The sequence below is a fragment of the Streptomyces sp. 351MFTsu5.1 genome (genome assembly GCF_000383655.1).
In the GTDB taxonomy this organism is placed as follows: domain Bacteria; phylum Actinomycetota; class Actinomycetes; order Streptomycetales; family Streptomycetaceae; genus Streptomyces; species Streptomyces griseorubiginosus.
The window spans coordinates 20,229-45,178 of the sequence record NZ_KB911805.1; the positions used below are offsets into that span (position 1 = coordinate 20,229).

General features: G+C 69.6%; 23 protein-coding genes. 16 read left to right on the top strand and 7 right to left on the bottom strand.

Going from position 1 to position 24,950, the window contains the following annotated elements; all coding sequences use genetic code 11:
• Window positions 1–94: 94 nt before the first annotated feature.
• The 5 genes from H295_RS0141265 (at window position 95) to H295_RS0141285 (ending at window position 7,516) form a co-directional block, all read left to right on the top strand.
• Window positions 95–445: an SseB family protein gene (locus H295_RS0141265; protein ID WP_020141225.1), complete on the top strand. Its 351-nt coding sequence runs from the start codon at window positions 95–97 to the stop codon at window positions 443–445.
• On the top strand, window positions 442–1,032 hold the full coding sequence (locus H295_RS44465) for a hypothetical protein (RefSeq protein ID WP_020141226.1): 591 nt from the start codon (window positions 442–444) through the stop codon (window positions 1,030–1,032). Before H295_RS0141265 ends, H295_RS44465 begins: the two co-directional genes overlap by 4 nt.
• A complete protein-coding gene (locus H295_RS0141275) occupies window positions 1,032–5,768 on the top strand; it encodes a putative T7SS-secreted protein (RefSeq protein ID WP_020141227.1) in 4,737 nt (1,578 codons plus the stop codon). The genes H295_RS44465 and H295_RS0141275 overlap by 1 nt, the downstream gene beginning before the upstream one ends.
• A gap of 13 nt (window positions 5,769–5,781) precedes the next feature.
• Window positions 5,782–6,231 carry a hypothetical protein gene (locus H295_RS0141280; protein WP_020141228.1) on the top strand — a complete coding sequence of 150 codons (450 nt, stop codon included), beginning with the start codon at window positions 5,782–5,784 and terminating at the stop codon, window positions 6,229–6,231.
• 253 nt (window positions 6,232–6,484) lie between these two features.
• Window positions 6,485–7,516, top strand: a complete 1,032-nt coding sequence (locus tag H295_RS0141285) for a DUF1266 domain-containing protein (RefSeq protein WP_020141229.1) — start codon at window positions 6,485–6,487, stop codon at window positions 7,514–7,516.
• Between the two features lie 70 nt (window positions 7,517–7,586).
• Here H295_RS0141285 and H295_RS0141290 read toward each other — a convergent pair whose 3' ends face one another.
• The 4 genes from H295_RS0141290 to H295_RS0141305 are packed head-to-tail and all read right to left on the bottom strand — an operon-like array spanning window position 7,587 to window position 9,559.
• On the bottom strand, window positions 7,587–8,246 hold the full coding sequence (locus H295_RS0141290; RefSeq protein ID WP_020141230.1) for a class I SAM-dependent methyltransferase: 660 nt from the start codon (window positions 8,244–8,246) through the stop codon (window positions 7,587–7,589).
• A 52-nt stretch (window positions 8,247–8,298) separates the two neighbouring features.
• Window positions 8,299–8,499, bottom strand: a complete 201-nt coding sequence (locus H295_RS46360) for a DUF397 domain-containing protein (RefSeq protein WP_028810218.1) — start codon at window positions 8,497–8,499, stop codon at window positions 8,299–8,301.
• Entirely contained in the window at window positions 8,496–8,696 is a 201-nt protein-coding gene (locus H295_RS0141300; RefSeq protein WP_043218863.1) for a DUF397 domain-containing protein, read from the bottom strand. The genes H295_RS46360 and H295_RS0141300 overlap by 4 nt, the downstream gene beginning before the upstream one ends.
• An 8-nt stretch (window positions 8,697–8,704) precedes the next feature.
• The gene (locus H295_RS0141305) at window positions 8,705–9,559 is read right to left on the bottom strand and encodes a helix-turn-helix domain-containing protein (protein ID WP_020141232.1); all 855 of its coding nucleotides are present in this window, start codon (window positions 9,557–9,559) and stop codon (window positions 8,705–8,707) included.
• A 202-nt stretch (window positions 9,560–9,761) separates the two neighbouring features.
• Here H295_RS0141305 and H295_RS0141310 point away from each other — a divergent pair, with 202 nt between their 5' ends.
• The 9 genes from H295_RS0141310 (at window position 9,762) to H295_RS0141350 (ending at window position 19,941) form a co-directional block, all read left to right on the top strand.
• Window positions 9,762–10,163: an ATP-binding protein gene (locus H295_RS0141310; RefSeq protein WP_020141233.1), complete on the top strand. Its 402-nt coding sequence runs from the start codon at window positions 9,762–9,764 to the stop codon at window positions 10,161–10,163.
• 620 nt (window positions 10,164–10,783) lie between these two features.
• Window positions 10,784–12,004 (top strand): M20 family metallopeptidase, encoded by a 1,221-nt coding sequence (locus H295_RS0141315; RefSeq protein WP_020141234.1) that lies wholly within the window; start codon window positions 10,784–10,786, stop codon window positions 12,002–12,004.
• Window positions 12,005–12,349: 345 nt separating this feature from the next.
• The gene (locus H295_RS0141320) at window positions 12,350–13,408 is read left to right on the top strand and encodes a BMP family lipoprotein (protein WP_020141235.1); all 1,059 of its coding nucleotides are present in this window, start codon (window positions 12,350–12,352) and stop codon (window positions 13,406–13,408) included.
• Window positions 13,409–13,683: 275 nt separating this feature from the next.
• A complete protein-coding gene (locus H295_RS44470; RefSeq protein ID WP_020141236.1) occupies window positions 13,684–15,177 on the top strand; it encodes an ATP-binding cassette domain-containing protein in 1,494 nt (497 codons plus the stop codon).
• Complete coding sequence (locus H295_RS0141330; RefSeq protein ID WP_020141237.1) at window positions 15,174–16,301, top strand: ABC transporter permease; 1,128 nt, start codon at window positions 15,174–15,176, stop codon at window positions 16,299–16,301. The genes H295_RS44470 and H295_RS0141330 overlap by 4 nt, the downstream gene beginning before the upstream one ends.
• A complete protein-coding gene (locus tag H295_RS0141335) occupies window positions 16,301–17,584 on the top strand; it encodes an ABC transporter permease (RefSeq protein ID WP_020141238.1) in 1,284 nt (427 codons plus the stop codon). Before H295_RS0141330 ends, H295_RS0141335 begins: the two co-directional genes overlap by 1 nt.
• Window positions 17,581–17,973, top strand: coding sequence for a cytidine deaminase (locus H295_RS0141340; protein WP_020141239.1), 393 nt, complete (start codon window positions 17,581–17,583; stop codon window positions 17,971–17,973). Before H295_RS0141335 ends, H295_RS0141340 begins: the two co-directional genes overlap by 4 nt.
• Before the next feature lie 21 nt (window positions 17,974–17,994).
• On the top strand, window positions 17,995–19,278 hold the full coding sequence (locus tag H295_RS0141345) for a thymidine phosphorylase (RefSeq protein ID WP_020141240.1): 1,284 nt from the start codon (window positions 17,995–17,997) through the stop codon (window positions 19,276–19,278).
• A gap of 57 nt (window positions 19,279–19,335) precedes the next feature.
• Window positions 19,336–19,941, top strand: coding sequence for a Uma2 family endonuclease (locus H295_RS0141350; RefSeq protein ID WP_020141241.1), 606 nt, complete (start codon window positions 19,336–19,338; stop codon window positions 19,939–19,941).
• 1 nt (window position 19,942) lies between these two features.
• Here the strand turns inward: H295_RS0141350 and H295_RS0141355 are convergent, their stop codons facing one another.
• On the bottom strand, window positions 19,943–20,866 hold the full coding sequence (locus H295_RS0141355) for an AEC family transporter (protein ID WP_020141242.1): 924 nt from the start codon (window positions 20,864–20,866) through the stop codon (window positions 19,943–19,945).
• A 143-nt stretch (window positions 20,867–21,009) separates the two neighbouring features.
• Here H295_RS0141355 and H295_RS46365 point away from each other — a divergent pair, with 143 nt between their 5' ends.
• Window positions 21,010–21,396 carry an STAS domain-containing protein gene (locus tag H295_RS46365; RefSeq protein ID WP_158691132.1) on the top strand — a complete coding sequence of 129 codons (387 nt, stop codon included), beginning with the start codon at window positions 21,010–21,012 and terminating at the stop codon, window positions 21,394–21,396.
• Here H295_RS46365 and H295_RS0141365 read toward each other — a convergent pair.
• The gene (locus H295_RS0141365) at window positions 21,280–22,296 is read right to left on the bottom strand and encodes a sigma-70 family RNA polymerase sigma factor (protein ID WP_020141243.1); all 1,017 of its coding nucleotides are present in this window, start codon (window positions 22,294–22,296) and stop codon (window positions 21,280–21,282) included. The genes H295_RS46365 and H295_RS0141365 overlap by 117 nt on opposite strands.
• 348 nt (window positions 22,297–22,644) lie before the next feature.
• Complete coding sequence (locus H295_RS0141370; RefSeq protein WP_020141244.1) at window positions 22,645–23,928, bottom strand: MFS transporter; 1,284 nt, start codon at window positions 23,926–23,928, stop codon at window positions 22,645–22,647.
• Between the two features lie 63 nt (window positions 23,929–23,991).
• Between H295_RS0141370 and H295_RS0141375 the strand changes: the two genes are divergently transcribed.
• The gene (locus H295_RS0141375) at window positions 23,992–24,942 is read left to right on the top strand and encodes a LysR family transcriptional regulator (RefSeq protein ID WP_020141245.1); all 951 of its coding nucleotides are present in this window, start codon (window positions 23,992–23,994) and stop codon (window positions 24,940–24,942) included.
• Window positions 24,943–24,950 lie beyond the last annotated feature (8 nt).

A 24,950-nucleotide genomic window follows, 5' to 3' on the forward strand; every position in this document is an offset into this window, starting at 1 on the left:
TGTCTGAAACCCCGAGGGCGGCTCTCAGTCGGATCGTCTAGCATCGTCGTTCGCTTGTGCGATCTTCGATGAGAGATGCGACGGGGTGGCTGGAGTGGACGAACCGCGGGAGCTCGTGGGGGAGTTCCGACGCAGGGAGCTCCTGGTGCCGGTGGTCGACGGCGCGCTGCTGTCGGCGGACGCGGGCGGCATCCGCTGGCTGTTTGCGTTCACGGACGTCACCGCCTTGGAACGGTTCGCCGAGGCGAGGGCCGAGGACGTGCCCGCATGGGTGCCGGTGTTCGGTGCCCGCCTGCTGGACCAGGTGATCCCGAGGGTGGACGGCCCGACCGGTGTCGCGGTGGACGCGGGCAGCGAGGCGGGCTTCGTCCTGCCGCCGGTGACGGGGATCGTGCCGGACGCGGTGGCCGTGGACTCTGTTCCGGAAGGAGCTGGGGCGGCGTGAGCGACGGCTATCAGGTCGATCCGGAGGCGATGGAACGGATCACCCGTGGCATCAACCAGGCCATGGCGGAGCTGAAGGAGTTCGGCTTCGACATCGAGGCGAACCTGGGCCGCGGCTTCGACGGCTTGTCCATGACCGGCCTGGAAGCCGGCGACGACGGCCTCCAGCAGGTCTTCGGGGACTTCTGCGACCGCTGGGGCTGGGGCGTGCGCTCCCTGATGCAGGACGCGAACGAGTTCGCGGGCCGGCTGGGCCTGTCGGCGGGGATTTACCACGAGCAGGAGCAGTACGTCGCCGACACCCTGAAGACGGTGTGGACGGCGGGCACGGGCAACCCGTACCTCTCCCCGGACGAGGTGAAGGAACGTTCCTGGTCGGAGACGCTGAAGGACAACCCCCTCTCCCAGGCGGCGCACGCGGACTACAGCGCGGAGTCGTTCACGGCCGGCCAGGACGAGGTCAAGGCGGCCTGGTCGCAGGCGGCGGAGGACGTGTCGACCTCGACGGTGACACCGGACGCGTTCCTCGACCCGCGGACGGACTGGCAGTGGAGCGGACCGCCCGACTCCGCCGAGGGTGAGGACTGATGGGCTTCGGGGACCTGGTCGACGACTTCGGCGACGGTCTGGAGAGCGCGGCCGACGGCCTGAACAAGGGCGTCGGCGAGGCGGTCAACTGGGGTACGGACAAGGCGGCGGGGCTCCTGTCGGACGTGGGCGCGGACGGCGCGGCCGAGAAGGTCCGCGACGTGGGCGAGAGCGTCAACAACCGCCTGGGCGGCACGGTCGCGGAACGCGCCCTGGGCGAGACCGAGGACCCGAGGGAACTGATCCACGGCAGCGTGGGCGCGCTCCGCGAACGGGCAGGCCACCTGCGGAAGTTCGCGACGGCCTTCGAGAACGTCGGCCAGGGCATGCGCTCCCTCGACCCGGGCGAATGGCGCGGCAAGGCGGCGGACGCGTTCCGCGCGAAGTTCGACGTCCAGCCCAAGCAGTGGCTGACGGCGGCGGACGCCTGCACGGCGGCGGCGGGGGCGCTGGACTCGTACGCCGAGATGGTGACCTGGGCGCAGGGGCAGGCGCAGACGGCGATCGAGACGTACCGCCGGGCGCAGGAGACCAGCCGCAAGGCACAGGAGGCGTACGACGCCGAGGCGAAGGCGTACACGCGAGCGGCGGAGCAGTACAACGCGAAGGCGTCGGCGGGCCAGGACCCGGGGGTCAGACCGACCGACCCGGGCGAGTACGTCGACCCGGGCACGGCGGGCCGGGAGGAGGCGCAGGAGATCCTGACGCACGCCCGCAACCGGCGCGGGGAAGCCGCCGACGAGGCCCGCCGCAAGATGGCCGCCGCCCTGGAATCCGCCCCACCGAAGCCGGAGTTCACCGACCGCATGGGCGCGGACGCGGCGGACCTGTTCGTAGGCACCCAGATCAACTCGGTCCACGTCCTGGGCGGTTTGGTGCGGGGCGGCACGGACGTCCTGAAACTGGCCCGCACGGTGAACCCGCTGGACCCCTACAACCTCACCCACCCCGGCGAGTGGTCGAAGAACTCCTCGATGCTGCTGGCGGGCCTGGTGGGCACGGCGGCCCACCCCGAGCGCCTGCCGATGTCGATCCTGGGGACGGGGTGGTCGAGCGACCCCGGGGACGCGATGGGCTACCTGGCGTCGAACTTGATCGGCGGGAAGGGCGCGGGGGGTGTGGGCCGGGCGGCTGCGCGGGATGCTCTGCGCGGGGTGGCCAAGGACGCGGCCACCGGAGCGGCGCGCAACGGCACGCGCCGGGGCCTGATGGACGTCGCCCGGGAACTCAAGTGCAAGATCTTCGGCAGCGACCCGATCGACATGGCCACCGGCCGGATGTCCCTGCCCCAGACGGACGTGTCGCTCCCCGCCCGTCTCCCGCTGGTCTTCTCCCGCCAGTTCGAGTCGTCGTACCGGGCGGGCCGCTGGTTCGGCCCGTGCTGGACGTCGACGGCCGACCAGCGGCTGGAGATCGACGCCGAGGGAGTCGTCTTCGTCCGCGAGGACGGCTCCCTGCTGGCGTACCCGCACCCGGCCCCGGGAGTCCCGACCCTGCCCCTGGCGGGCGCGGGCCACCCCCTGACGGTCGACGAGTACGGCGACTACATGGTCACCGACCCGGCCACCGGGCAGGTGTGGGACTTCGCGGGTCCGGGCGGCGACGGCAACGGCATCGCCCTGCTCTCCCAGGTCATCGACCGTTCGGGCAGCCAGTGGCTGACCTTCGAGTACGACGGCGAGGGCGCCCCGACGGGGATCGCGCACTCGGCGGGCCACCACGTGCGGATCACGACCGAGGGCGGCCGCATCACGTCCCTCCGTCTGGCCTCGTCCGAGGACATCGAACTGGTCCGCTTCGGCTACGACGACGGGGGCCACCTGTCGTCGGTGACGAAGTCCTCCGGCCTCCCCACCCGCTTCACCAACGACGCGACCGGCCGCGTCACGGCCTGGACGGACACGAACAACTCCTCGTACCACTACGTCTACGACGACGAGGACCGCTGCGTCTCCCAGGGCGGCGAGGCAGGCCACCTGAGCTACCGGTACACCTACGGCGACCTGGACCCGACGACGGGCCACCGAACCGTCACCGCGGTCGACTCCCTGGGCCACAGCACGCTGTACGAGATCAACAGCGACGTACAGGTGACCTCGGTGACCACCCCGGACGGCGCCACGACCCGCACCACCCACGACCGCGCCCACCGCCCCCTCACGGTCACCGACCCGCTGGGCCGCACGGTGAGCTACGCCTACGACGGGGCGGGCCGCACGGTCCTGGCGATCCGACCCGACGGCCACTACACGAGCATCGCCTACGACGACCAGGGCCTGCCGATCGCGGTGACCGGCGTGGACGGCACCCATGTCGTCCAGGAATTCGACGAGTTCGGCAACCGCACGGCGGTGACGGACAGTTCGGGCGCGACGACCCGCTTCACGTACGACGACCGGGGCCACCTGGCATCCGTCACCAACGCCCTCGGGAACGTGTCGCGTGTGAGCTGCGACGCGGCGGGCCTCCCCCTGGAGATCACCGACCCCCTGGGCGCCGTGACCCGCTACTCACGCGACGCCTTCGGCCGCCCGGTGAGGATCACCGACCCCACGGGCGCGGTGACGACCCTGGAATGGACGGTGGAGGGCCGCCTGTCCCGCCGTACGGCCGCGGACGGCACCACGGAATCCTGGACGTACGACGGAGAGGGCAACTGCACAGCCCACACGGACGCGTCGGGCGCGGTCTCCCGCTACGAGTACACCCACTTCGACCTGCTGGCGGCCCGCACGGGCCCGGACGGTGTCCGCTACGAGTTCACCCACGACACGGAACTGCGCCTGACGCAGGTGACGAACCCACAGGGCCTGAAGTGGAGTTACGCCTACGACGCGGCAGGCCGCCTGGTCGCGGAGACGGACTTCGACGACCGCATGCTGACGTACACCCACGACGCGGCAGGCCAACTGACCTCCAGCACCACGGCCTCCGGCGATTCGATCCACTTCACGAGGGACGTCCTCGGCCAGGTGCTCCGCAAGGACGCGGCCGGAGCGGTCACGACATACGCGTACGACCTGACCGGCGCCCTGACCGAGGCGACAGGCCCGGACGCGACGCTGACCCTCCAACGGGACGAAGCGGGCCGCGTCCTGGCGGAATCGGTCAACGATCGCGTGATCACCTACGCCTACGACGACCTGGGGCGACGCATCGGCCGACGCACTCCGACGGGTGCCACCACCGCCTGGTCGTACGACGCGTCGGGCAACCGCACCGACATGGTGGTGTCGGGCCGCACCCTCACCTTCACGCACGACGAGGCGGGCCGCGAACTGGCCCGCCACATAGGTGAGTCGGTGACCCTGACCCAGTCCTTCGACCCTCTGGGCCGCCTGACGAAACAGGACCTGGTGGGGCGGGCCGGCACCCGCCTCCAGCACCGCACGTACACCTACCGCCCCGACGGCAACCTCACGGCCGTCGACGACGCCCTCAACGGCACACGCCGGTTCGACGTCGATGTCGTTGGCCGTGTGACGGCGGTCCACGCGGCGAACTGGACGGAGACGTACGCGTACGACGACGCGGGCAACCAGACCGCAGCCTCCTGGCCGACGGAACACCCGGGCAGCGAGTCGACCGGCACCCGGGAGTACGTGGGCACCCGCATCACCCGAGCCGGCTCCGTCCGCTACGAACACGACGAAGCGGGCCGCGTCACCCTCCGCCAGAAAACCCGCCTCTCGCGCAAGCCGGACACGTGGCGCTACGAGTGGGACGCGGAGGACCGCCTGACGTCGGTGACCACCCCGGACGGCACGCGCTGGCGCTACCGCTACGACCCGCTGGGCCGCCGCATCGCGAAGCAACGCCTGGCTCCGGACGGCGAATCGGTCCTGGAACAAGTGGACTTCACGTGGGACGGCACAACGCTCTGCGAACAGACGACGAGGTCCCCGTCCGCTCCCCACCCGGTAACCCTGACTTGGGACCACCAGGGTCTGCACCCCTTGTCCCAGACGGAACGCCTTACCTCCGCCGAGGCCCCGCAACAGGAGATCGACTCGCGCTTCTTCGCGATCGTCACAGACCTGGTCGGCACGCCCACGGAACTCATCGACGAGCAGGGCGAGATCGCTTGGCGCACTCGCAGCACCCTGTGGGGCACAACGGCCTGGGCCACGGACAGCACGGCCTACACCCCGCTGCGCTTCCCGGGCCAGTACTACGACCCCGAAACGGGGCTGCACTACAACTACTTCCGCCATTACGACCCGGAGTCGGCCCGATATGCCACTCCTGACCCCCTCGGGCTCACGCCCTCTCCGAACCCCGTCACCTACGTCCATAATCCACATTCCTGGAGTGATCCCCTCGGGCTGACGCCGTGTCAAGAATTCCACACCGTGCAAAGTCGAGCGGACGCTGAAAGGCTCCGGAATGGTGGGGAACCCTGGCCGGCGGAAGACATCAGGGGGCAGTACGGGGAAGGCGTCTACTCGTGGGGCTCCGAGGCGGAGGCGTTGGCCTACGCTGAACGCCTCCGCGGGCGAGGGGCCGATGTGGAGATCCTGAAATTCAGAGTGTCAGGCACCGATTTCGAAGGAATGCGTAGAGCCGACATTGTCGGCATGTCCCCGGGTGATGCCGAGGCTTTCGTGGACCGGCACAGCCGACTGTATGGTGCCGGGGAACCTCATGGGTACGATTACATACGTGGCCATACCGGCATGGGAGACGAGCACTTTTTCAGCCGGAGAGTGTTCCACCTGCTGGAGTTTTTGAACTGAGAGGGGTCTGGCAGTGAAGACGTTCCGCTACAGAAAACGGAGCCCGATCGGCGGGCTGCTTGCCGACATCACCGCAGAGGTCGAAACCTCTGTTATGGAGCCGCGGTCGTCCATCCAAATCCAAGCGAAGATCTGGCTGGAACTACCTGGGTCGCCGCTGCACTGGCGTGATGTCGCCTGGATGGCGTACGGTTTGTCTCTGCATTCGGAGCGGTTGAATGAAATGCATCCGCAGGGGCTCGTCGTAAAGGTGCACTCGTTCTCCTTTCCGCTCAGTGACTACGTTCCCGAAGTGGCTGCCCTGGCCATGGAGGGCTGGGTGCGGGAAGAGTTCGGCTTGGCGGCTGCAGATATAAACATCGAATACGACGCAGAGAATTCCCGTTATGTCTTCTCTCCAGGGGGCAGTGGGATCCCCTTCTCGGATGAAAAATCTGGGGTACCGGTTTACTACTCCTGGTGATTTCTGTGAGCAGAGACTGCCCTAGTCGATCGAACTACTTTCGAGGTATTCACAGCGTATGCCGATCGGTCCTCCTCCTGCAGGTTTCGGCCCGCCACCCCCAACCTGGAGTCCCCCCTCGGGAGTCGAGCAAGCGCTGCTGGACGCCAAGTCGCGTGAGGACTGGCCTGCTTACTTCGAAACCCTCGCGCGGAACCGGCTGTACTTCGAGGTGGGCAGGAAGGAGGAGGACGCCAGGTTCACTCGTGGTCTCGTGCCGTTCAGGCGGGATCCCCGGGTCGTCGGAGGGTGGGTCTGGCCGGTCTACACCGAGGGTGTGCTGCCCGCGCCCGAACCGGACCGCGTCTTTGACTGGAAAAAGCTCAAGTGGATCGCACAGGACCTGAACTCCAGTTATCCGGCGACCATCGTCGTGAACCCGGACACTCCGTGCGAGGCATTCCTGCCGACCGCGCCACCCCATTCCTGGGCGTGGATCCGGTACGCCAAGGAGAACGACGGCCCCTCGGACGAGGCGGAGCTGCGGACCCTGCGGGTCGGTGCCCCGCTGGTGGGACCCGTGGCTCACGGCGGCCTGGCCTGCGGTGCCCATCTCATCGTCCACCAGGGCCGGTTCTGGAACGCCTTGGCGTACCACGGCCACGGATACCGCGCTGATCGCCGGATGCTGCGCTCCGGGTGGGGCATCACCAGCCACCAGGAATGGCAGGCCCAGCAGCGTGCCCTGCTGGCCACTGAAGGCGCGCGCCCGGACTGGGAGTTCGCACTCGGTCTCCGCCGCGCCATCGCCCGCGAGTCCGGCGGACATGTCGAGACCGGCGACTGGTGCGATGCCGCCGGCCGCGTCCTGTACCGCCGAGCGGAGGGCGGGGCTGTTCCCGCACCCTTCGCTGAAGCCGAGACCCGCATCAAGGAGATCCAGCAACTCATCGGCCGTATCACCCGCTACGAGGACCGCATGCGAGCCGACGGCATCCTTCGGGAGGACCAGTACATTCGCTCTGCGGACGCCTGGGACCTCGGGCGGGCCTCCTGCATGGCCCGCTGGGGCCTGAGTACCCGTTACTGCGACCTGCCGGAGGCAGAGGCAGCCGTTGTCGAGGCCGGACGCCGAGCGGCCCATTGCTACGAATCCTGGGAGGACTTCTCCAGGGGGTTCATCCTGGGCCGCTGTCTGCACTTCGACGACGAGAAGTTCGGCAGTTGGTATCAGGAAATGGTCACGGTCCACAAAATCCTTGCCTCGGACCCGGGCAGCCCTTGGCTCAACATTCCCTTCCGGTAGCGCCTCCACCGGTGCTGTCATGGCGTACCAGATCGTCCGGTCGTCGACCACGGGTCGTGCCGATGCCGTCCTATGCCGGTTTCCGCGCCACCAAGTACGCCCGAGACAACTTCTCCTCGCCAAGGGGCTCCCTGAGCACTCGGAGGATGACCTGGAAACCCGCCTTGGCCAGCGGCGCTGCCACCGTCTCCGGCGCGCGCAGCCAGTAGTCCAGGGAGATCTTGTGGCCGAAGCGTTCGTCGAGGTGCATGTGGGTGCCGCCGGGCTCGTACTGGAAGCCGATCAGGGCGTGGGCGCCGGGGGCGAGGACGCGGTGGAACTCGGCGAAGGCCGTCGGGAGGTGGTCGTCGGGGACGTGGATGATCGAGTAGAGGGCCGTGATGCCGCCGAGCGTCTCCGCCGGCAGGTCCAGCGACGTCATCGAACCCACGTGGAAGCGGAGGTCCGGGTGAGCCCGGCGGGCCAGCTCCACCATCCTCGGGGAGACGTCCACGCCGAAGACCGGGACACCGAGGGCGTGGAGCGCCGCGGTCACGTGACCCGGGCCGCTTCCGACGTCGGCCACCGGGCCCTTCCCCTGCTCCTTCACCAACTCCGCGAAGCCGGTGATCTGCGCTCTGTCCAGCGTGGGGATACCGGCCCAGTCGGAGAACTGCTCCGTGTAGGGCTCGGCGATCGTGTCGTACGCGGTGCGGGTGGCCCGTATGAAGTCGGGAGTCTCGGCGGTCACGGGCCGACCCTAGCGGGGCGTCTCGGAGCGGCGGGTGGAGTTTCCCTGACGGTCATCGGGGGGTCGGGTGTGGGGACTTCAGGGCGTCGAGGAAGGCGGCGAAAGTCCCGGCCGGGAAGGTGAGGGTGGCCCTGGTGGGGGCTTTCGAGTCACGGACGGCTACGCGGGAGCACAGGTCCGCTATCTCCATGCAGTCGTTGCCCTCGCCTCCGCCTGAGTAGGACGACTTCTTCCACGAAATCGGCGGCGTCATTGAGGGGCGGGGCGCCCAGACTTCAGAGCTTCGAGGAAGGCGGTGAAGGGGGTCGGGGGGAACGTGAGGACTGCTCCGGCCGGGTTCTTGGAGTCGCGGACGGCTATCCGCGTGGGGCGGGTGGCGATCTCTACGCAGGCGTTGCCGTCGCCGCCGCCGGAGTAGGAGGACTTCCGCCAGTGCTCGAGAGTGCTCATCAGGTTCCTCACAGTTCCTTGGCCAGATTGTGGATCAGGTCGCGTGACTGTTCGGGGTCGAGTGACGCAGCTTCTACTCTACGGAAGAGCGTTCGGAACACACCGAGTTGGGCCTCGGCGTCGATGAACGCTGTGCTGTGGGGTCCGTCGCGGACGACCGTGTCCAGTTTCGGGATGTCGCCACCGGCGTAGATCATCGCGCTACCGGTGTCGTCGAAGCGTTCCAGGGCGAACGGGATGACCCGGACGGTGATGTGCTCCGCCTCGGACAGCTCCAGGATGCTCGCGAGCTGGGTTTGCGAGGTGGTCCGGCCGCCGACCCTGATGTGTAGCGCTGCCTCGTGGATCACCGCCTGGTATGGGGTCGGTGTTGGCCCTTCGAGGATTGCTTGACGCTGCCTGCGATGCCGTACGCGCAACTCTCTTTCTTCAGTCGGGAGTTCTGGGATGCGGGTTGAGAAGAGTGCCCGTGCGTAGTCCTCGGTCTGCAGGAGGCCCGATACGTGCAGCAGGTCCACGTCCCATCGGAAGGTGGCGTTGTGTTCCAGCTCGGCGAGGTCCAGGAACGGCGTGGGCAACTGCTCCCGGTACTCCTCCCACCAGCCACGTGTCCGGTCGGTGGCCATCCGTACCAGGGCTGCAATCAACTCCTCGTCGGAGCAGGCGTAGTTCGCCGCCATACTGCGCAGGCGCTTCTCGCTCACCCCGGTCTGGGCGAATTCGATCTGGCTGATCTGGCCGGAGCTGACCCCGAGCAGGGCTGCTGCTTCCCTTCCGCTGAGGCCGGCCTCCTCTCGAAGCCTACGGAGCTCGGATCCCAGTCGCATCTGCCGTGCGGTGGGTTCCTGCCTCAGTCCCGCCATGGAGTGCTCCTCGGAATCAACACGCCTGCGGGCGCGACTCTTTCGGGTTCAGACTACGCGATCTGATTGCTAGACCTGGAATTGCAGGTCTACTGTCAGTCACGTAACGCACACTCTGCGGAAGTGCACCGCTCCGTCCTGCCATGACGGCCGCGGCACCGCCACCGCACCCAACCCCCGCTCACCGGTCCGGAGTTGACCCATGTCCTCAGCCGACCCCTGGGAGTACACCCTGTACATCCCCAACGACCTCCGAGCCGTCACAGTCGCCCGCAGAACCCTCCGTCTCGTCCTGACGATGCACGGCCTGATCCGCCTGGTGGACACCGCGGAGCTGCTCGCGGCGGAGTTGGTCTCCAATGCCGTACGGCACACGAAGGGTCCGGCCGCGCTGCGGGTGCGGTGGGCGGCGGGGGTGTTGCGGATCGGGGCGTGGGACGCGGATCCCGAACCTCCGCCGCCGCCGGGGGAGTTGGAGGTGCTGGGGGAGGAGGGGAGGGGGCTGGCATTGGTCGCGGCGTGTGCGGATCTGTGGGGGTGGCAGCCGTTGGCCAGACACGGCAACCGGGGCAAGTACGTGTGGTGCGAGCTGGCCGCGGCCTAGACGTGGCCGTCGGACCGCCCGCTTCCTCGGCAGTGTCGTGCCTCCGTGAGCCGAGTAACGGGCGCTCGCGCGTCGCCTTCGGCGATGGCCCTCCGGGCCACCCTTGACTCGGCTCACTCCAGCACGGGGGAGAAGCGAGCGGGCGGCCGGGGAGGGGTGGGGGCCCGGGTGGGCTGATGCTTGGGCCGGTCGGGTCGTGGGCCGGGGTGGGGTGCGCGGTCGCGGGGGCTCAGCCGGGCAGGTGAATCCAACTGTTCGGTCAGAGCTCTGCCGAGCGCCGTCCGGAGTGACGTAGTCGACAGAGGGGGGCCGTCGAAGTCGGGGATCCCCCACCCACTCCACCGCCCACCTGCGACATCGCTCCCCACAACCGGTCGTGACCGTTCCGGCACGCCGTCCCCGCCTCGCCCCCACTCCGTTCCGATCCCGTTTCGACAGATGAACAGAACCACCGGGGGTATGCGCAGCATGGTATGTGTGGGAAAAGAGGTTCCTACCCACCTCAAAACGTATCCATGCGTCGCGCGGCCACATTTTCTTCCCGGTGAGGGTTGAAGTTTTGTTGATCTCGGGTCGGTCGGTCGCCCCGGCGTCCTACCCTTTAGAGGGTGAAGCAACTGATGTCACTGGAGTCCGAGGTCGATCTGCCCGGGGAAGCCGTGCTTCCCGGCGTGCTGAGTGACGCGCTGCACGCCGAACTCGTCCACTTCCGTCGTGACCTGCACATGCACCCGGAGCTCGGCAACCAGGAGTTCCGCACCACCGCGGCGATCAAGGAGCGGCTGGAGCGGGCAGGGCTGAAGCCCCGTGTGCTCGCCATGGGGACCGGGCTCGTCTGTGACATCGGCGAGTGGGACGGGCAGAGGCCCATGCTCGCGCTGCGTGCCGACATCGACGGCCTGCCCATCCCGGACACGAAGACCGAGTGCTCGTACCGTTCGACGGTGCCGGATCGCGCGCACGCCTGTGGGCATGACGTTCATACGACCGTCGTACTGGGCGCCGGTCTCGTCCTCGCCGAGCTGGACAGGAAGGGGCTGCTGCCCCGGCCCGTACGACTGCTCTTCCAGCCCGCCGAGGAAGTGCTGCCCGGCGGCGCCGCCGACGCCATCGACTGCGGGGTGCTGGAAGGCGTCGGGAAGATCATCGCGGTGCACTGCGACCCCCGCGTCGACGCCGGGAAGATCGGGCTGCGGACCGGTGCCATCACCTCCGCCTGCGACCGGCTGGAGATCGCGCTGAACGGCCCCGGCGGGCACACCGCCCGGCCGCACCTCACCACCGACCTCGTCACCGCCGCCGCCCGTGTCGTCACCGACGTGCCCGCGATCGTCGGCCGGCGCGTCGACACCCGGGCCGGGCTCGCCGTGACCTGGGGCCGGATCGAGTCGGGGCACGCCCCGAACGTCATCCCGCAGCACGCCGAGCTCTCCGGGACCGTGCGCTGCCTCGACCTGGACACCTGGCGGCAGGCCCCGGACGTCGTCGTGGCCGCGATCGACGAGGTCGCCAATCTGCACGGGGCCAAGTCCGAGATCAACTACGTGCGCGGTGTCCCGCCCGTGGTCAACGACGCCGAGGTGACCGGGCTGATCCGTGCGGCCATGACGGCCCGGCGCGGAGCCGACTCCGTCGAGAGCACCGAGCAGAGCCTGGGTGGCGAGGACTTCTCCTGGTACCTCCAGCAGGTGCCGGGCGCCATGGCCCGCCTCGGCGTGCGGACGCCGGGGGAGCGGACCGTGCGCGACCTCCACCAGGGCGACTTCGACGCCGACGAGTCCGCGATCACCGTGGGCGTGGAGATGTTCACGGCGGCGGCCCTGCTCGACGCCGCGAGCTGACCCGGCCCGGTGGCCGGACAACGGTCCGCCCTGCTCGACGCCGCCCGCCGATCCCGCCCCGACGCAGACGAACGGCCCCCTCGGGGGCCGTTCCGCCGCCCGGCGCAACATGCTCGTAAGCCAATCGTGCACTCTTCGCAATCCCGCTGTGCGAAGGCCGAAGACCCTCAGTTCAGACCCTGTTTGCCTCGAATCGATAACGGCTTCGGAAGAGGTCTGTTTCCGACATCTACGCGCGTTACGATGCCGCGAAGCCGACGCCGCAGGGGCGTCCAGGCCCGAGCACTGGCATGGTGCTCACATGAAGCGCCGACAAGGCGCTCAGGTCAGGTGAAGGAGCCTCCCGTGCGCCGGGTAGCCAAGCTTTCTGCTGCGTGTATCGCCACCGCAGCTCTCGCACTGACTGCCACCGCGTGTGGCAGCACCTCCTCCGAGAACGACAGCTCGTCCTCCTCGTCGTCCGGCGGCGGCAAGGGCGGCATCAAGATCGGTCTCGCCTACGACGTCGGCGGCCGTGGTGACCGCTCCTTCAACGACTCCGCCGCGCGCGGTGCCGACAAGGCGGCGAAGGAGTTCGGCGGCTCCATCAAGGAGCTGACCGCCAAGAGCTCCGACACCGAGGCCGACCGTGAGCAGCGTCTGACCGACCTGGCGGACGCCGGCTACAACCCGATCGTTGCCGTCGGCTTCTCCTACGCCACCTCGGTCGACAAGGTCGCCCCCAAGTACCCGAAGGTCAACTTCGGCCTCATCGACTCGGTCGCGAAGTCCCCGAACGTCGACAGCATCACGTTCACCGAGGAGCAGGGCTCCTACCTGGCCGGTGTCGCCGCGGCGCTGAAGACCAAGAAGGACCACGTCGGCTTCATCGGCGGCGTGGACACCCCGCTGATCAAGAAGTTCGAGGCGGGCTACGCCCAGGGCGTCAAGGACACCAACCCCAAGGTCAAGGTCGACGTCCAGTACCTGACCCACGGCTCGGACTTCTCCGGCTTCGCCGACCCCGCCAAGGGCAAGGAGGCCGCGTCCGGCATGCTCGACAACGGCGCCGACGTGATCTACGCCGCGGCCGGCTCCTCCGGCAACGGCTCGATCGAGGCCGTCTCCGGCGTCAAGGGCGCCTGGGCCATCGGCGTGGACTCGGACCAGTACAACATCCCGGGTCTGGCCAAGTTCAAGAACTCGATCCTGACCTCGATGGTCAAGAACGTCGACGTCGGTGTCTACGACTTCATCAAGTCCGTCCACGAGGGCAAGCCGCTGACCGGCAACCAGCTCTACTCCCTCGCCAAGGGTGGTGTCGGCCTCTCCACCAGCGGTGGCTTCATCGACGACATCCAGCCGCAGCTGGACGCCGCGAAGAAGAAGATCGTCGACGGCACCATCACGGTCAAGACCAGCTGACCTGACGGTTCCCGCCGGAACCCGGGCTCGGCGAGGGGGCCTCGACAACCCCCTCGTCGAGCCATAACAATGTGTCAACTCTACGCGTGTAGCACGGAGTTGCCGCGCTAGCGTCGCCGACGCCTGCCCTCCCCTACGCAGCCCCTTTTCCCCGAGGAGAGTGCGCCATCAACGCGTCCAGCCCTCCCGCTGCCGTCGAACTGCGCGGCATCACCAAGCGATTCCCAGGCGTCGTCGCCAACAAGGACATCGACATCACCGTCCGCACGGGCACCGTGCACGCCCTGTGCGGTGAGAACGGTGCCGGCAAGTCCACCCTGATGAAGATCCTCTACGGCATGCAGCAGCCGGACGAGGGCACCATCACGGTCAACGGCGAGACGGTCACCTTCCACACCCCCGCCGACGCCATCGGCCGCGGCATCGGCATGGTGCACCAGCACTTCATGCTCGCCGACAACCTCACCGTCCTGGAGAACGTCGTCCTGGGCGCCGAGAAGCTGTACGGCATCGGCGCCAACGCCCGCGCGAAGGTCCGCGAGATCTCCGACGCGTACAGCCTGAACGTCCGCCCCGACGTCCTCCTGGAGGAGCTCGGCGTCGCCGACCGCCAGCGCGTGGAGATCCTCAAGGTCCTCTACCGCGGCGCCAAGACCCTCATCCTCGACGAGCCCACCGCCGTCCTCGTGCCCCAGGAGGTCGACGCGCTCTTCGACAACCTGCGCGAGCTCAAGGCCGAGGGCCTCACCGTCATCTTCATCTCGCACAAGCTCGGCGAGGTCCTGTCGGTGGCCGACGAGATCACCGTCATCCGCCGCGGCACCACCGTCGGCACCGTCGAGCCCGCCGGCACCACGACCAAGCAGCTCGCCGAGCTCATGGTCGGCAGCGAACTGCCCACGCCGGCGACCGAGGAGTCCACGGTCACGGACGTCCCGCTGCTCAAGGTGGACGGCCTGCGCCTGGCCCAGACCGACCTCGACGGCGTCGAGCGCATCATCCTCGACGACATCGACTTCACCATCCACAAGGGCGAGGTCCTCGGCATCGCCGGCGTCGAGGGCAACGGCCAGTCCGAGCTCGTCGAGGCCATCATGGGCATCCGTGCCCTGAACGCCGGCACGATCACCCTCGACGCCACCGACATCTCCCACGTCCCCACCCGCCACCGCCGCGAGGCCGGCGTCGGCTACATCCCCGAGGACCGCCACCGCCACGGCCTGCTCCTCGAGGCGCCGCTGTGGGAGAACCGCATCCTCGGCCATGTCACCGAGAAGCCCAACTCCCGCGGCCAGCTCCTCGACATCAAGGGCGCCCGCACCGACACCGAGCGCATCATCCAGGCGTACGACGTCCGCACCCCCGGTATCGACGTCACCGCCGCCTCCCTCTCCGGCGGCAACCAGCAGAAGCTGATCGTCGGCCGCGAGATGAGCCACGCGCCCAAACTGCTCATCGCCGCCCACCCCACCCGCGGTGTGGACGTCGGCGCGCAGGCCGCGATCTGGGACCACATCCGCGAGGCCCGCCGCGAGGGCCTGGCCGTGCTGCTGATCTCCGCCGACCTGGACGAGCTCATCGGCCTGTCCGACACCCTGCGGGTGATGTACCGCGGCCGGCTGGTCGCCGACGCCGACCCCGCCACCATCACCCCCGAGGAGCTGGGCTCCGCCATGACCGGTGCGGTCACCGGCCACCTGGAGCACGCAGAGGGCTCCGCAGACGACTCCGCAGCGGTCTCCGCCGAGGACGACGAGGACGCCCGATGAACAAGCTGACCCAACGCATCGACAAGGAGCGGCTGCTCCTCGGCATCGCGGCCCCGCTGCTCGCGGTCGTCGCCGCGCTCGTCGTCACCACCCTGGTCATCCTCGCCACCGGCAAGAACCCGGGCGCCGCGTTCAGCGACATGCTGACCTACGGCTCCGCGAGCGACAGCCAGGTCTACATCCTCAACAAGGCGACGACGTACTACCTGGCGGGTGTCTCGGTGGCCATCGGCTTCCGGATGAACCTGTTCAACATCGGCGTCGACGGCCAGTACCGCATCGCCGCGTTCTTCGCCGCGGTCCTCGGCGGCGCGCTGACCACGCCGGGCTGGATCTCCATCCCGCTGATCATCCTGTGCGCCATGGCCACCGGTGCCCTGTGGGCGGCCATCGCGGGCGTCCTCAAGGTGACCCGCGGGGTCAGCGAGGTCATCTCCACGATCATGCTGAACTCGATCGCCACCGCGATCATCGCCTACCTCCTCCAGCCCGGGAAGCTCGCCGAGCTCCAGGCCGGCGGCACCGTCGTCTCCACCAAGCCGCTGCCGGAGTCGTCGTACTTCTTCCAGATCGACACCGGTGCCGCGGGCGAGCTGTGGGGCTTCATCGTGATCGCCGTGATCGTCGGCATCGCGTACTGGTTCGTGCTCGGCCGCACCCGCTTCGGCTTCGACCTGCGCACGGTCGGCCAGTCCGAGTCCGCCGCCTCCGCGAGCGGTGTCTCGGTGAAGAAGATGATCGCCACCAGCATGGTGATCTCGGGCGCGGTGGCCGGCCTGATCGGTATGCCGACCCTGCTCAACGACAGCCACCAGTTCAGCAACGACTTCCCCGTCGGCATCGGCTTCACCGGTATCGCCATCGCCCTGCTCGGCCGCAACAACCCGGTCGGCATCGCGCTCGGCGCCCTGCTCTGGGGCTTCCTGGAGCGCACCACCAACCACCTGGAGTTCGAGGGCTACGACAAGGAGATCCTCGGCGTGATCCAGGGCGTCATCGTCCTGTGCGTCGTCATCGCCTACGAGGTCGTACGACGCTACGGACTCAAGCGTCAGCAGCAGCGGGTCGGCGCCGAGCTCGCCGCCCAGGCCGCCACCCCGACCCAGAAGCAGGAGGTGGCGTGATGACTGCCACGATGACCGAGACGCCGCCCCCCGCGGCACCCAAGGCGGACTCCGCCGCCCGGTCGGGCCGCTCGTTCGGCCAGATCCTGATGATCGTCGCCGGCGCGCTGCTGCTCGTCGCCGCGGTCCGCGTCATCTCCGGCTCCGACCAGCTCACCTCCGAGGGCCAGGTCTCCGCCGCCCTCAGCCTCGCCGTGCCGATCGGCCTCGCCGGTCTCGCCGGTCTGTGGTCCGAGCGCTCCGGCGTGGTCAACATCGGCCTCGAGGGCATGATGATCCTCGGAACCTTCGGCGCCGGCTGGATCGGCTGGCAGTCCAGCCCCTGGCTCGGCCTGCTGTGCGGTGTCGGCTTCGGCGTCGTCGGCGGTCTGCTGCACGCGGTCGCCACCGTCACCTTCGGCGTCGACCACATCGTCTCCGGTGTGGCCATCAACCTCCTCGCGCTCGGCACCACCCAGTACCTCGCCAAGCTGTTCTTCGTCGACGGCAAGGCGGCCGAGGCGGGCGGCAACCCCAAGCAGTCCCCGCCGGTCGACTCCCTGCCCAACTTCGACATCCCGGGCCTGTCCAGCGGACTGCACTCCATCGAGAACCACCACTGGTTCCTGATCTCCGACATCGCCGGCATCCTCGGCGGCCTGGTCACCGACCTGTCCGTGGTGACGGTCATCGCGTTCGCGCTGTTCGTCGGCAGCTGGTGGCTGCTGTGGCGCACCGCGTTCGGTCTGCGCCTGCGCTCCTGCGGCGAGAACCCGATCGCCGCGGAGTCCCTCGGCGTCAACGTCTACAAGTACAAGTACGTGGCCGTGGCCGTCTCCGGCGGCCTCGCCGGTCTCGGTGGCGCCTTCCTCGCGCTGGTCACCTCGCACACCTACCTCGAGGGCCAGACCGGCGGACGCGGTTACATCGGTCTCGCCGCCATGATCTTCGGCAACTGGCGGCCCGGCGGCCTCGCCATGGGCGCGGGCCTGTTCGGCTACTCCGACGCGCTCCAGCTGCGCAACGGCGGCGAGACCGTCCACGCGCTGCTGCTCCTGCTGTTCGTGCTGCTGCTGGCGATGGCCGGCTGGAAGCTGTACAAGAAGGCGCACTGGCAGGGCGGCATCAGCCTCCTGGTGGCCGCGGGCGTCCTGGTCTGGTACCTGGTCACCGACGAGGTCCCGAGCGACTTCGTGGGCGCCACCCCGTACGTCGTCACCCTGCTGGTGCTGTCGCTGTCCGCGCAGCGCCTGCGGATGCCCAAGGCGGACGGCATGCGCTACCGGAAGGGCCAGGGCAAGTGACGGGCGTCGACTGGGGTGCGCTGCGGGCTGCGGCCCGGGACGCCATGTCCCGGGCGTACGCCCCGTACTCCGGCTACCCGGTCGGCGTCGCCGCCCTGGTCGACGACGGCCGCACCATCACCGGCTGCAACGTCGAGAACGCCTCCTACGGCCTCGGCCTGTGCGCCGAGTGCGGTCTGGTCTCGGAGCTGCAGAACACCGGAGGCGGCCGCCTCACGCACTTCACCTGTGTGGACGGCCGGGGCGAGGTCCTCGTCCCGTGCGGCCGCTGCCGCCAGCTGCTCTACGAGTTCGGCGGCGCCGATCTCCTCCTGGAGACCCCGGAGGGGATCCTGCCGCTCTCCGAGATGCTCCCGCAGGCCTTCGGCCCTGAGCACCTCACCAAGTAATTCCCGGAAGGAAAGCCCTGCATGGCCATGGACGTCATCTCCGTCATCCGCACCAAGCGGGACCGCGGCGAACTCAGCGACGAGCAGATCGACTGGGTCATCGACGCGTACACCCGCGGGGAGGTCGCCGACGAGCAGATGTCCGCGCTCGCGATGGCCATCCTCCTCAACGGCATGAACCGCCGCGAGATCGCCCGCTGGACGGCCGCGATGATCGCCTCGGGCGAGCGGATGGACTTCTCGTCCCTCTCCCGCCCGACCGCCGACAAGCACTCCACGGGCGGTGTCGGCGACAAGATCACGCTGCCCCTGGCGCCCCTGGTGGCGGCCTGCGGCGCGGCGGTGCCCCAGCTCTCGGGCCGGGGCCTCGGCCACACCGGCGGCACGCTCGACAAGCTGGAGTCGATCCCCGGCTGGCGCGCCCTGCTGTCCAACGAGGAGATGCTCTCCGTTCTGGAGGGGACGGGCGCGGTGATCTGCGCGGCGGGCGACGGCCTGGCCCCGGCCGACAAGAAGCTGTACGCCCTGCGGGACGTCACCGGCACGGTCGAGGCGATCCCGCTGATCGCCTCCTCGATCATGTCGAAGAAGATCGCGGAGGGCACGGGTTCGCTCGTGCTCGACGTCAAGGTCGGCACCGGCGCCTTCATGAAGACCATCGAGGACGCGCGCGAGCTTGCGTCCACGATGGTGGGCCTGGGCACCGACCACGGCGTCCGGACGGTCGCGCTCCTCACCGACATGTCGACCCCGCTCGGCCTCACGGCGGGCAACGCCCTCGAGGTCCGCGAGTCGGTGGAGGTCCTGGCGGGCGGCGGCCCCTCGGACGTCGTGGAGCTCACCGTCGCGCTGGCCCACGAGATGCTGGCCGCGGCGGGCATCCGGGACGCCGACCCGGCGAAGGCGCTGGCCGACGGCTCCGCGATGGACGCCTGGCGGCGGATGATCGCGGCCCAGGGCGGCGACCCGGACGCGGAACTGCCGGTGGCGCGCGAGCAGCACGTCATCAAGGCGCCGTCCTCGGGCGTCCTGACCCGTCTCGACGCGTACGGCATCGGCGTGGCCGCCTGGCGCCTCGGTGCGGGGCGTGCCCGCAAGGAGGACCCGGTGCAGGCGGGCGCGGGCGTGGAGATGCACGCGAAGCCGGGCGACACGGTGACGGAGGGCCAGCCCCTGCTGACCCTGCACACGGACACCCCGGAACGCTTCGAGTACGCCCTCCAGTCGATCGAGGGCTCCTACGACATCGAGGCGCCGGGTACGGCGTTCACGGCGTCGCCGGTGGTGCTGGAGCGCATCGCCTGAGCAGAGGCTCTTTCGGGTGAACGGGATCGGTGCGGTTGCGCGCCGGTCCCGTTCGGCATGTTGGCCGACGCCATGGACGTGCTCGACGGCGACTACATCATGACCGACAGCGAGTGGGACGAACTGGTCTGGGTCTGGCGCCAGTCCGACGTTCCCCGAGGCTGCCGCTTGGAGATCATCGACGGGCTGGTCACCGTGACGCCGTACTCCGCGCAGGCTCATCACGGCACGATCGAACACCTGCACAGGCGCCTCTACGAGGGACTCCCGGAGGACTGGGGCGTCTACCAGCGACTGGCTCTCGCGGTGCCGCCACGACTCGGTCTCTACGTCCCCGATGCCGCCGTGGTGCCCGAGGACGCGTTGCGCACGACCGACCCCGGCTTCGTGGACGCCGGTAGGGCCGAACTCGTCGTCGAGGTCACCTCCCGGGCCACCGCCCGCCACGACCGTGTGAGCAAGCCCGCCGCGTACGCTTCCGCCGGCATCCCCCTCTACCTCCTCGTCGACCGCTGGGCACCCGAAGGCCCCACCGCGACCCTCTACGGAGAGCCCCAGGGAGACGTCTACCGCCCGCTGGCCGTCGCCAAGTTCGGTGAGCTGCTCACCCTCCCCGCGCCCTTCGACCTCGTCATCGACACCGGCGAGTTCCCCGAGACGTGAGTCAACCGAGCAGCGTCGCCACGACCACCAGCACCGGCACCGAGAACACGGTGGACACCAGGATCGAATCCCGGGCCAACCGCTCGCCCACGCCGTAGGTCGACGCGTACGTGTAGAGGTTCTGCGCGGCCGGGAGCGCCGAGGTGACCACCACGTCGAGGAGTTGCGCTCCGTGGAGGCCGAAGACCCCGGCGGCCAGCGCCCAGGCCGCGGCCGGCTGACCCACCGACTTCAGTGCGACCGAGAGCAGGACGAGCCCGCGGTCCGGGCCCCGGCCGGGCATCGTGCTGCCGCACAGGGAGATGCCGAAGGCGAGCAGGACCGCCGGGACCGACATGCCGCCGATGAGGGTCAGGGGGTCCATCACGGGGGCCGGTACCTTCAGGCCCGCCGCCGAGACCGCCACCCCGGCCAGCGAGCCCACCGCGATCGGATTGCGCAGCGGAGTGAGCAGCCGTCGCCACACAGGGCCCTTCGCACCCTCGCCCGAGGCCAGGTCGAGGACCGTCAGCGCGACCGGTGTCACCCCCACCAGCTGGAACAACAGCACGGGTGCGACGAGGGACGCGTCGCCGAGGACGTACACCGCGATCGGGATGCCGAGGTTGCCGGAGTTGACGTACGACGAGCACAGCGCGCCGATCGTCGTACGGCCAAGACCCCAGCCCCGTACGACACCCACCGCCACGAAGACGCCCGCCGCCGCTGCCGTGCTGAGCGCGGTCACCAGCAGGCGGCTGGAGAAGATCACCGACAGGTCGGCCCGGGCGAGCGTGGTGAACAGCAGGGCCGGGGACGCCACATGGAACGCCAGCTTGGTCAGGACCTCGCGGCCCTGGTCGCCGAGGTAGCCGCGCAGGCCGATGAGATAGCCGACCCCGATCACCACCGCGATCACCGCGAAGCCGGTCAGCACTCCCTGCACGGGGACTCCCCAAGGGTGAGGAGGGGGTGGCGTATCCAGGGAGGTGCTGATGGGTGGCGCATACAGGTAACCCTCGGGGGAAGCCGCCGCCCAGGTCAACGTGATCCTGCCCGCGCCGAGCGGGCCGTCCTCACGCGGGGCCGATGAGTTACGCCGACCCGCCCGGTCTACCGATCGTGGACGCCATGACACCCGCTGTGCTCGTGCTGACCGGCCCCGTCACCCGGGACGAGGTGACGGGGCTCGGCGACGAGGTGCGAACGCTGCTGCGGGCCACCGGTGCCCGGGTCGTGGTGTGCGATGTCGCCGGGCTCGGGCCGCCCGGGCTCGGTGCGGTGGACCTGCTCGCCCGGCTCCAGCTGGCCGCCCGGCGGGCCGGCGGCCGGATCAGACTCCGCGATCCCGACCCCGGACTACACGCCCTCCTCGACCTCGTCGGCCTCCGCTTCGAGGTGGAGGGGGACACCGAACAGGGGGAACCAGCGCTGGGTGTCCAGGAAGAAGTGGAACCCGGTGAGCCGGCCGTCTGAGATCTCCAGCACCTGGATCGACCAGGGGGCGTAGCCGCCCTTCTCGGGGTCCGGCTTGTACTGGGCGAAGCCCGGCAGGCCGTTGACCTGGACCGGGATCAGGCGGGAGCCCTCGCAGGCGGAGCCCAGGGTGGTCATGAAGCCGGTGATGTCGTCGTGGCCCGTCAGCCACAGGTCGAACGGCGGCATCGTCATGATGGCGTCCTCGTGGAGGAGGGCTGTCAGGGCCGTCATGTCGTACCCCTCGAACGCCTTCACATAGCGGTCCAGGAGCTTCTGCTGCTCTTCGTCCAGCGGGTCGGAGACGGCCGCGTCGGCGCCCTGCTGCTCCCGCTCGGCGAGGGTGGCGCGGGCGCGCTGGAGGGCGCTGTTGACCGAGGCGACGGAGGTGTCGAGCAGCTCGGCGACCTCGCTCGCCTTCCAGGCGAGGACCTCGCGAAGGATCAGCACCGCGCGCTGCTTGGGGGGCAGTTGCTGGAGGGCGGCCATGAAGGCGAGACGCACGGTCTCCTTGGCGACGGCCGCCTCGGCCGGGTCCTCGACGGTCGGCAGGACGCGGTTGTCGGGCATCGGCTCCAGCCAGGTGTGGTCCGGGCGGGGGGAGAGGGCGGCCTGGGCGAGGGGCGTCGACTCGGAGAGGTCCATGGGGCGGGCGCGCTTGTTGCCGGCCGTCAGCATGTCCAGACAGACGTTGGTCGCGATGCGGTACAGCCAGGAGCGAAGGCTGGAGCGGCCCTCGAACTTGTCGTAGCTGCGCCAGGCCCGCACCATCGTGTCCTGGACGGCGTCCTCGGCCTCGAAGGAGGAGCCGAGCATGCGGTAGCAGTACCCGGTGAGCTCGGTGCGGTGCTTCTCGAGCCTGATGTCGAGGTCCGTCGTCGTCGCCGTGCTGTCCGTCATCGTCCACCCACCCCTGTGGCCGTGCTGTCTCGCGCCTTTGCGCCCAGTACTCGGAAACTACCGCAGGGGTCTGACAATGGCGTGCGGAGTGGAAGAACGTGCAGGTCGGAGGCTTCTCGCCCCCTCCGCCCCTACCGGTCCCGTCACCAGAAGGCGCTGCCCCCTCCGACCCCCGCTCCTCAAATGCCGGAGGGGCTGACTTCAGCCGGTCCGGCGTTTGAGGACGAGGCATTTCGGGCCGATGGGGGTCTGCGGGCGCAGCCCCCAGGGGCGGGACGGACAGGGCGGCAGGGTCAAAAAATCCCCCTGACCGGCCGACCCCGGTCAGGGGGAAGAGAAACGTGCGGCTCAGGCCGTCGCGAGCCGCTGCTCCGTCCGGGCCGCACGTGTTCCGAGGACGGTGATCGACACCACGCCGAGCACCGCGAGGAGGCCTACCGTGACCGTTCCGGTCCAGCCGCCCGCGTGGAAGGCGAGCGCGCCGATCGTGCTGCCCGCGCTGGAGCCGATGTAGTAGGCGGACTGGTAGAGGGCCGAGGCCTGGGCGCGGCCGTGGACGGCTGTCTTGCTCACCGCCGAGGACGCGACCGCGTGCCCCGCGAAGAAGCCGCCCGTGATCAGGACCAGGCCGAGCAGGACCAGCGGCAGGGAGCCCGCGAGGGACAGGACCAGACCCGTCGCCGTCGTGCCGCCCGCCGCGTACAGGGCACCCCGGCGGCCGAGGCGGCCGACCAGGCGGCCCGCCGTCGACGCGGACACCGTGCCCACCAGGTAGACCAGGAAGATCGAGCCGATGATGCCCTGGGGCAGCGAGAAGGGCGTCTCGGTCAGGCGGTAGCCGATCACCGTGTAGACGCCGCCGAAGACCGTCATGAACAGCGCGCCGATGGCGTAGAGGCGGCGCAGGAGAGGGTCGGAGAGGTGTCCGCGGACCGTGCCGAGCAGCACACGCGGCCGCAGCGAGCCCGCCGTGAAGTGCCTCGGCGCCGGCAGCAGCAGGCGGAACGCCACCGCACAGGCCACCGCGAGCGCGCCGATGACCCCGACGGCCACCCGCCAGCCCCACTCCTGCGCGACCCAGCCCGTGATGACCCGGCCGCTCATCCCGCCGACGCTGTTGCCGGCGACGAACAGGCCGATCGCCGTGACCAGGGCCTTGGGGCGGACCTCCTCCGCCAGATACGCGGTCGCGGAGGCCGGCAGCCCCGCCAGGGCCGCCCCCTGCACCGCCCGCAGCGCGACCAGCGCGGGCAGCGAGGGCGCGAAGGGGACCAGCAGACCGACCGTCACCGCGACCGCCAGCGAGGCCGTCATGACCGTACGGCGTCCGAAGCGCTCGGAGAGGGCACTCATCGGGAGCACGAACAGCGCCAGTCCGCCGGTAGCCGCCGCCACCGTCCAGCTCGCCTCGCTCGCCGCCACCCCGAACTCGCCCGAGATCAGCGGGAGGAGGGCCTGCGTGGAGTACAGCAGCGCGAAGGTCGCGACACCGGCGAGGAAGAGGGCGAAGCTCATCCGGCGGTAGCCGGGGCCGCCCGGGGCCATACGGGAGTCGGGGGAGTCGGGGGCGTCGGAGGCGGAGACGGGTGACACGGCGTCCACGCGGGTGGACGCCTCGGTACTGGCAGGCATGCCTCGAAGTTACGTACGGTTCCTCTCATCCGTCCAATGCATGGATTCGCCATAATCGTTCCCATGGTGCATCAGCAGAGGTCACAGGCTCGCCTGTCACCGTCCAGTGACACAGAAGACATCGTCCCCCTCCTCGCGCCCCGCCTGGCCTACTTCGCCGGTGTCGCCCGCACCGAACACGTCACCCGCGCCGCCCAGGAGATGGACGTACCCCAGTCGACGCTCTCGCGTGCGATGGTCCGGCTGGAGCAGGACCTCGGCGTCGACCTGTTCGCCCGCATCGGCCGTACGGTCTCGCTCACCCCCGCGGGACGCACCTTCCTCGCCTCCGTCGAGCGGGCCCTCGCCGAGATCGAGCGCGCCGCCGACGAGGTCCGGGCCGACGCCGACCCGGCCACCGGCAAGGTCGCCTTCGGGTTCCTGCACACGATGGGCTCGGAGACCGTGCCCGGCCTGATCCGCGCCTTCCGTGCCGACCACCCCCGGGTCCGCTTCAGCCTGGTCCAGAACTACGGCGAGGCGATGATCGAGCGCCTGCGCGCGGGCGAACTCGACCTCTGCCTGACCTCACCGGTCCCCGACGCCCCGGACCTCGTCGCCCGCCGCCTCGACGAGCAGAAGCTGCGGCTCGTCGTCCCCGCCGACCACCCCCTGGCCGGGCGTAAGCGGGTCCGCCTCGCCGAGGCCGCCGACGAGGTCTTCGTCACCCTGGAACCCGGCTACGGCCTGCGCCGCATCACCGACGACCTCTGCCAGGAGGCGGGCTTCAAACCGCGGATCGCCTTCGAGGGGGAGGAGGCGGAGACCCTGAGGGGCCTGGTGGCGGCGGGACTCGGGGTCGCGCTGCTTCCGCCGCCGGCCTTCCCCCGGCCAGGGGTCTCGGAACTGACGGTCACCGCGCCACGAGCGGTACGGGAGATCGGCGTCGCCTGGCTGGACGGCCACCCGGACACACCCCCGGTGGCCGCCTTCAAGAAGTTCCTGCTGTCGAGAAGGGGCAGCCTGTTGCCCTGACCTGCCGC